Below are 5,423 nucleotides of genomic sequence, written 5' to 3' on the forward strand. Positions count from 1 at the left end.
CGGCCGGACGGCCCGCACGACCGGGATCGGCAGCCCCTCGTCCAGCAGGCTCTGCTCCAGCCGCCGCGCGGTGAACCGCTCCGCCTCGGCGAGCGCGTCCGGCGGCACCTCGACGGGCTGGTGCCGCGCGGCGATCGCCAGCCCCTCGCCGACCGTGAGCGGCGCCAGCCGCGGGACGGCCCGCAGGATCGCGGTCAGCCCGAGCGCGGCGCGGCGCAGCCCGAACGGGTCGGACCCGCCGGTCGGCGCGGCGCCCGCGGCGAACAGCCCGGCGAGCAGGTCGAGCCGGTCGGCGGCGGCGAGGACGGCGCCCGCGGCCGTCGCGGGGAGCGCGTCGCCCGCCGAGCGCGGCAGTTCCATCTCATAGAGGGCGTCCGCGACGGCGGCGTCCTCCCCGGCGCGCCGGGCGTACTCGCGGGCCATCGTCCCGGCGAGGCCCGGCAGCTCGATCACCATGGACGAGGCCAGGTCGAACTTGGCGAGCGCGGCGGCGCGGGCGAGGACCGTACGCTCGTCCCCGCCGAGGCCGGCGCGGTCGGCGACGCCGGCGGCGATCGCGGCGATGCGGGCCGACCGGTCGGCCATGGAGCCGAGCCGCTCGGTGAACGTGAGCCGGTCCAGGCCCCGCCTGATCTCGTCCGGCGTCCTGCGCAGGTCCTGCCGGAAGAAGAACGCGGCGTCCTCGTAGCGGGCGCGGACGACGGCCTCGTTCCCGGCGCGGACCACGTCGCGGTCGCACTCGCCGTTGGCGACGGTGACGAAGTGCGGCAGCAGCCCGCCGGACTTCCCGCGCACCGGCAGGTACCGCTGGTGCTTGCGCATGACCGTGGTGAGGACCGCCTCGGGCAGGTCGAGGTAGGCCGCGTCGAACGACCCGAGGATCGCGACGGGCTCCTCGACCAGGTCGACGATCTCCTCGATGAGGTCCTGCTCGGCGGCGACGTCGACGGTCCCGCCGTGGCGGGCGGCGAGGTCCCGCGCGTCCTCGACGATGCGGGCGCGGCGCCGCGCAGGGTCGGGCTCGATGCCGTGCTCGCGGAGGACGCCGATCAGCGACAGCGCGTCCGGCACCGGCACGCGGGAGGGCTCGGCGGCGCGGTGGACGTCGGTCATCCTGCCCTGGTTCAGCTCGTCCAGCACGATCTGCCGGTGCCCCAGCAGGGCCAGCACCCGCCGGACGGGGCGCGCGAACGACAGGCCGGGGAGGTTCCAGCGCATGTTCTTGCCGGCGCGCAGCCCCGAGACGATCTCGGGGAGCAGCCCGGAGAGGACGTGCGAGGCGGGCTTCCCGGCGACCTTCCGGACGTGCGCCGCGTACTCCTTGCCGCCGACGGTGATCTTCCGGACGTCGGCGGCGTCGACGCCCTGCCCGCGCGCGAACCCGAGCAGCGCCCGCGTCGGCTCCCCGGACGCGTCGTAGGCGGCGGCGATCCTCGGCCCCTTCACGACCTCCTCGGTGTCCGGGGACCTCGGCTCCACGTCCCGGACGACGACGATGAGGCGGCGGGGCGTCGAGAACGCCTCGACCTCGGAGGCGTCGGTGAGCAGGCCCGCCTCCTCCAGCCCGTCGCGCAGCCGTTCCGCGACGGCCTCCGCCGCGGGGCGCACCTCGCCCGGCGGCAGTTCCTCCACGCCGATCTCCAGCGCGAACGCGGCCGGTGCGGCGATCTCGGGAAGGGCCGACTTCTCCAGGGCGATCCGGGGAGCGGTGGCGTCGCCGAGCGGGTGGCCGAGTTCGGCGCGGCGCTCGACCCACAGGGCGGCGACCTCGTGGGCGAGGCCCCGCATCCGCGCGAACGCGCGGGCCCGCTCGGCGGTGCCGATCGCGCCGCGCGCGTCCAGCACGTTGAACGCGTGCGAGCACTTCAGCACGCAGGAGTGGGCGGGGACGGGCAGCCGGGCGTCCAGCATCCGGCGCGCCTCGGCCGCGTACGTCTCGAACAGCCCCCGGTTCGCGGCGATGTCGGCGTCGTCGAGGTAGTAGCGGCTCATCTCGTACTCGGCCTGCCCGAACGCCTCCCCGTAGGAGATTCCGGGCGCGTAGGCGATGTCCTTGAAGTGGGACACGCCCTGCAGCGCCATCAGGATGCGCTCCATGCCGTAGGTGATCTCGACCGAGACGGGGTCCAGCGCGATCCCGCCGGACTGCTGGAAGTAGGTGAACTGGGTGATCTCCAGCCCGTCCAGCCACACCTCCCAGCCGAGCCCCCACGCGCCGAGCGCCGGCGACGCCCAGTCGTCCTCGACGAACCGGACGTCGTGGGCGCGCAGGTCGACGCCGAGCGCGGCGAGGCTGCCGAGGTACAACTCCTGCGCGTCGCCCGGCTCCGGCTTCAGGATCACCTGGAACTGGGTGTGGGTCTGCAGCCGGTTCGGGTTGTCGCCGTAGCGGGAGTCGTCCGGGCGGACGCTCGGTTCGACGTAGGCGACGCGCCACGGCTCGGGGCCGAGGACGCGCAGGGCGGTGTTCGGGTTGAGCGTGCCCGCCCCGACCTCGGTGTTCATCGGCTGCCCGACGAGGCAGCCGTGCCCCGCCCAGTGGGCGGTGAGCCGGATGAGGGCGTCCTGCATGGTCAGCACGGTGTTTCTCCCAACGGGTCGAGCGCCAAGCGTAGATGCGTCAGCGCCCGAGACCTCGTTGGATCGCCGTGCGGACCGGCGACGTCTCGGGGAGCGGCCCCGCCGGCGCCAGCGGCGGCTGGGCCATGAACTTGACCTGCGTGCCGCGGTGCGGCTGGGCGGCGTGCACGAGGAACGGGTGGCACAGGTACACGTCGCCGGCGCGTCCGGTCGCCAGGGCGACGGGACGGTGCTCGGACGCGGGGACGGCCTCGCGCGCGATGTCCATGAAGGAGACGCCCGCGTCGCCCGCCGGCTCCAGGAGCGGCGGGACGTCGAGGTGGGAGCCGACGCGGACGCGGGTGGGGGCGTCGTCCTCACCCACGTCCGAGAACAGGAACAGCATCAGCAGCGCCCGGCCCTTGGAGGCCAGGTTCACCCGGTACCCCATGAAGTCGGCCGGGTCGTCGCCGGGGAAGCTCGCGTCGATGTGCCAGCCGTCGTCGCCGGGGGCCTCGTCGCTCGGGAACCGGATCGGGAACGTGCCGAGGCCGCCCGGCGCCTCCCACGCGCCCTTCCCCGCGAGCGCGTCGTACGCGGCGTGCAGGCGGGGGGTGTTCGCGGCCGCCCGGAACGGCGGCTGCCCGTACCCGCCGAGCCGGATCACCGGCCTGGTCCAGGTCGAGCGGTCGCCGGGATCGCAGCCGGTGTCGCGCCAGAGGATCGCGCGGCACTCGGCGGCCAGGTCCCGGGGGAACGCCTCCGCCACCCGGACGAAGCCGTCGGCGATGAAGGCGTCGGGGTCGATCTCGTGCATCGGCCCAGGATGCCGACGGCGCCCGGCCGGGCGCCAGTGGTTTTCCGGGCGGTCAGCCCCGCCGGACGACGCTGAGCTCGACGCCGCCGACGATCCGGCCGCGCAGCACCTCGGCGAGCCGGTCCGACACCCGCTGCACCGTCACGCGCTCGTCGTGCCCGGGCACCACCGCGAACCGGACGGCCAGCTCCGCGGACGTGCCCTCGGTGAGCCGGACGCCGGTGACGGCCGGGTCGGAGCCGAACGCCGCGTCGACGGCGGCGAGCACGTCGGGGTCCTCGTGCGGCGGCGGGATCGGCCGCCCCTCGGCGAGCAGGTGCAGCCGCAGCCCCTCCACCGCGAAGGGGACGGGGCCCGCCACGTCCACGACCAGCGCGTCCGCGCCCTCGTCGAGGGCGGCGCGGCAGGCGTCGCCGGCCCGGACGGCGACGGGGCGGGCGTCGGCGCGCCACGCCTTCATCGTGTCCATGCAGGTGAAGCCGAGCACGCCGCGCCGGCCGTCGTCGCCGATCAGCGTGGGCAGCGCCATGTCGCTCGACTTCTCCCGGCGGAGCTCTCCGGGTTCGACGTCCTCCTCCTCGGTGAGGATGGCGACGATCGGCACGAGCAGCCGCGTGTTCTGCAGCCGCCGCAGCACCGCGTGCGGGCCGACGCGCCCGGCCGCGTATCCGGCGAGGGCCTCGCACAGCCGGGGATCGGCGCTGCCGTCGTCCCCGGGGAACTGGGGTTCGGGAATGGTCAGTCCGGACACGGCAGGAAGGCTATAGCCTCCGGTGACCGCCATGGGTACCGAACCGGATACTCCCTGTATCCGGCACCGCGGCTGACAGGCGGCGCCGCCCGTCAGCCGAGGTCGGCGATGGCGGCGACGGTGCCGCCGCCGGACGGGCCCTGGTGCACCGCCGCGACCGACACGAACACCGCCGGATCACCCGTGACGGACGCCGCGACGCCGCCCACGCACGCCTTGATCTGCCGGTGCCAGTGCACGTCCGAGTCGTCCAGCATGATGTTGCGGCGGCCCCGCACCGATCCGGACGGGTCCGCCTCGCACTTGATGAACACGTTGACCAGCCGGTCCCCGAGGTCGGCCGTGCGGGGCCGCTCCGGCAGCTCCAGGCCGGTCGAGCGGATCGCGTCCCAGACGCCGTCGGCGTCCAGTGCGTCCTTCATCACACCGTGCCCGGCGCGGTACCGGCCGCCGATGCCGCGCACGTTCCCGACCACCACGATCTGCGCCCGGTCCAGCTCCACGCCGGACGAGCACGACGCCACCGACGAGAACAGCGACAGGTCCTTGTGGATCTGCTCGGCCGACGGCGTCTCGATCTCGCCGAGCGCGACGGCGATGCCGAGCGCGGTCGTCGAGTTGGAGATGTCCATCGACTTCAGGGTGTCCTCGGTGACGACGTCGCGGCCGCGCCGCTTGGCGTCGTTGATCGTGTCGAGGGTGAGCAGCGGCGTCTTGGTCTGCACGTAGTGGACGTCGGCGGGGTCGTCGATCCCGGCGGTCTTCATCGCGTCGCGGACCCCGGCGGCGACCGTCTCCACCATCGCCGGGCGGCCGATGTCCTCGGGCAGGATGACCTCGCTCATCGCGACGCCGACCGACACGCGCGGCTCGTCCGTGCGCGGCGCCTTCGCCGGGTCGACGGTGGCGAACACGGTGGCGTGCGGGCTCAGCACCCCGTCGGTGCCGCCCGACCACACCAGCGGGACGCGCGCCACCTCGTCCGCCGGGCGGGTGCCCTTCGCGACCAGCACCTCCCGGAACGCGCGGTCGGCCAGCAGGCGCGTGTAGTCGTTCACGCCGCCGTTGCCCTCGGTCTTGCCGACCACCGCGAGGACGCGGTCGGCCTCCAGCACGCCGTCGTCGATCAGCCGGGCCAGCCCGGACGCGTCGGTCACGCTCTCGATGGGGATCTTGCGGACTTCGATGGGATCGGGCACGTCGTCGCTCCTCGGCTGCTCTGCTGATCGGTCTCTACCCCGGGTCACGCCTCCACGACCGTCCCGGCCCGGCCGCGCGCCGCCGCGCCGAGCCGGG

4 protein-coding genes are annotated in these 5,423 nt (G+C 74.8%); all 4 read right to left on the reverse strand.

Features of this window, described 5'->3' with window-relative positions; translation table 11 throughout:
- Positions 1-2,571 (reverse strand): glycine--tRNA ligase subunit beta (gene glyS / locus ABZ914_RS45425; protein ID WP_500200891.1); only part of this gene is annotated, 2,571 nt, incomplete at its 3' end.
- Positions 2,572-2,620: 49 nt separating this feature from the next.
- Positions 2,621-3,376: a phytanoyl-CoA dioxygenase family protein gene (locus ABZ914_RS45430; protein ID WP_500200889.1), complete on the reverse strand. Its 756-nt coding sequence runs from the start codon at positions 3,374-3,376 to the stop codon at positions 2,621-2,623.
- A 52-nt stretch (positions 3,377-3,428) separates the two neighbouring features.
- Complete coding sequence (locus tag ABZ914_RS45435; protein ID WP_500200890.1) at positions 3,429-4,127, reverse strand: SseB family protein; 699 nt, start codon at positions 4,125-4,127, stop codon at positions 3,429-3,431.
- 92 nt (positions 4,128-4,219) lie between these two features.
- Positions 4,220-5,326, reverse strand: coding sequence for a barbiturase (bar, locus tag ABZ914_RS45440; RefSeq protein WP_433237934.1), 1,107 nt, complete (start codon positions 5,324-5,326; stop codon positions 4,220-4,222).
- Positions 5,327-5,423: the final 97 nt, after the last annotated feature.

Origin of the sequence: Spirillospora sp. NPDC046719 (genome assembly GCF_040645715.1) — a bacterium.
GTDB lineage: Bacteria > Actinomycetota > Actinomycetes > Streptosporangiales > Streptosporangiaceae > Spirillospora.

Coding starts and splice junctions, on each gene's coding strand:
- ABZ914_RS45430 (WP_500200889.1), bottom strand. CDS start 3,376: ATGCACGAGATCGACCCCGACGCCTTCATCGCCGACGGCTTCGTCCGG.